2 rRNA genes (1 of these 2 cut by a window edge) are annotated in these 2,500 nt (G+C 48.6%); both read right to left on the reverse strand.

From position 1 onward, the window contains the following. Positions 1–186: 186 nt before the first annotated feature. Positions 187–298: ribosomal RNA gene (gene rrf / locus AWW68_RS07325) — 5S ribosomal RNA — on the reverse strand. Between the two features lie 93 nt (positions 299–391). Then, positions 392–2,500, reverse strand: a 23S ribosomal RNA gene (locus tag AWW68_RS07330) (it continues 765 nt past the right edge of the window).

Here is a 2,500-nt window from a genome sequence, read left to right on the forward strand (position 1 = left end):
ATTTAAGAAGATAATAGTTGTGATAGTAGCTATCATGCAAAGAGTTTGAGTGATAAGCCGAAGCTAAAAAATATTCACTACAAAAGGACACGGAGTTTCACCCGTTCATCAAATTCCTCCTACTGACAGCTAAAAAAAATGGGCATAAAAAAAGGGTCACTTAAAAAGTGACCCTTAGATCAATAAGGTTGGCGACTACTTACTCTCCCACCGGTAAAGGCAGTACCATCAGCGCAAGTGGGCTTAACTTCTCTGTTCGGAATGGAAAGAGGTGGGCCCCACCGCTATAATCACCATAAAATCTTAAATATTTTATGACATATTAATTGTAAGAGTATCACACAAGATTAGGTGTTGCAGGCTGTCCCTGTAAACAAGGACAGCCATGCGTTACGGAAAGTCTACGGGTAATTAGTACTGCTCAGCTATGACATTTCTGCCTTTACACCTGCAGCCTATCAACGTCATCATCTATAACGTCCCTTAAAGGAAGTCTCATCTCGAGGGGAGTTTCGCACTTAGATGCTTTCAGCGCTTATCTCTGCCCAACGTAGCTACCCAGCAATGCACCTGGCGGCACAACTGGTACACCAGCGGTTAGTCCAACTCGGTCCTCTCGTACTAAAGTCAGGTCCTCTCAAACTTCCAACGCCCACAACAGATAGAGACCGAACTGTCTCACGACGTTCTGAACCCAGCTCGCGTGCCACTTTAATGGGCGAACAGCCCAACCCTTGGGACCTTCTCCAGCCCCAGGATGTGACGAGCCGACATCGAGGTGCCAAACCTCCCCGTCGATGTGAGCTCTTGGGGGAGATCAGCCTGTTATCCCCAGAGTACCTTTTATCCTTTGAGCGATGGCCCTTCCATGCGGAACCACCGGATCACTATATCCGTCTTTCGACCCTGATCGGCTTGTAGGCCTCACAGTCAAGCACCCTTTTGCTATTGCACTCTGCGCACGGTTACCAAGCGTGCTGAGGGTACCTTTGAAAGCCTCCGTTACTCTTTTGGAGGCGACCACCCCAGTCAAACTACCCACCACACACTGTCTCCCTTTAGGGATTAGGCATCAGATAAATAAAGGGCGGTATTTCACCAACGACTCCAACATGCCTAGCGACACGCCTTCAAAGTCTCCCGCCTATCCTACACATCATTTACCCAATACCAATGTGAAGCTATAGTAAAGGTTCATGGGGTCTTTTCGTCCCGTTGCGGGTAAGCGGCATCTTCACCGCTACTACAATTTCACCGAGCTCGTGGCTGAGACAGTGCCCAGATCGTTACACCATTCGTGCAGGTCGGAACTTACCCGACAAGGAATTTCGCTACCTTAGGACCGTTATAGTTACGGCCGCCGTTTACTGGGGCTTCAGTTCAATGCTTCTCCTTACGGATAACATCCCCCCTTAACCTTCCAGCACCGGGCAGGTGTCAGGCCTTATACTTTATCTTTCGATTTCGCAAAGCCATGTGTTTTTGCTAAACAGTCGCCTGGGCCTTTTCACTGCGGCCTCTCTTTACAGAGGAGGCGCCCCTTCTCCCGAAGTTACAGGGCCATTTTGCCTAGTTCCTTAGCCACGGATCACTCGAGCACCTTAGGATTCTCTCCTTGACTACCTGTGTCGGTTTACGGTACGGGTGCCATATACATTACTTAGAGGTTTTTCTTGGAAGTCTGATTAGGATCACTATCCACGCTGCCGAAGCATTGTGGTACTATCAGGTTCAGCTAGTCTGGCGGATTTGCCTACCAAACCAATACCTACTCCCTTTAACGAACTATTCCGTCAGTTCGCGGATCTTTCACTACTCCGTCACCCCATCGCTGCATATGCCAGTATTGGAATATTAACCAATTGTCCATCGACTACCCCCTTCGGGTTCGCCTTAGGTCCCGACTAACCCTGATCCGATTAGCGTTGATCAGGAAACCTTAGTCTATCGGTGGGCGGGTTTCTCACCCGCCTTATCGTTACTTATGCCTACATTTGCTTTTCTATACGCTCCACCATCCATTACCAGATGGCTTCACCGCCTATAGAATGCTCCCCTACCCAGTATAAAATACTGCCTTAGCTTCGGTACTATACTTGATGCCCGATCATCATCGATGCTCTGTCGCTCGACCAGTGAGCTGTTACGCACTCTTTAAATGAATGGCTGCTTCCAAGCCAACATCCTGGCTGTCTAAGCAACTGAACCGCCTTAGTTCAACTTAGTATAGATTTAGGGACCTTAGCTGAAGGTCTGGGTTCTTTCCCTCTCGGACTTGGACCTTAGCACCCAAGCCCTCACTGCATGGTATATCTGTTAGCATTCGGAGTTCATCAGGATTTGGTAGGATTTGACTCCCCCTAGTCCTATTGGTAGCTCTACCTCTAACAGACTTAACCCACACGCTGCTCCTAAAAGCATTTCGGGGAGTACGAGCTATTTCCCAGTTTGATTGGCCTTTCACCCCTACCCACAGCTCATCCAAAGACTTTTCAACGTC

It is taken from the genome of Roseivirga spongicola (genome assembly GCF_001592965.1).
Taxonomy (GTDB): domain Bacteria; phylum Bacteroidota; class Bacteroidia; order Cytophagales; family Cyclobacteriaceae; genus Roseivirga; species Roseivirga spongicola.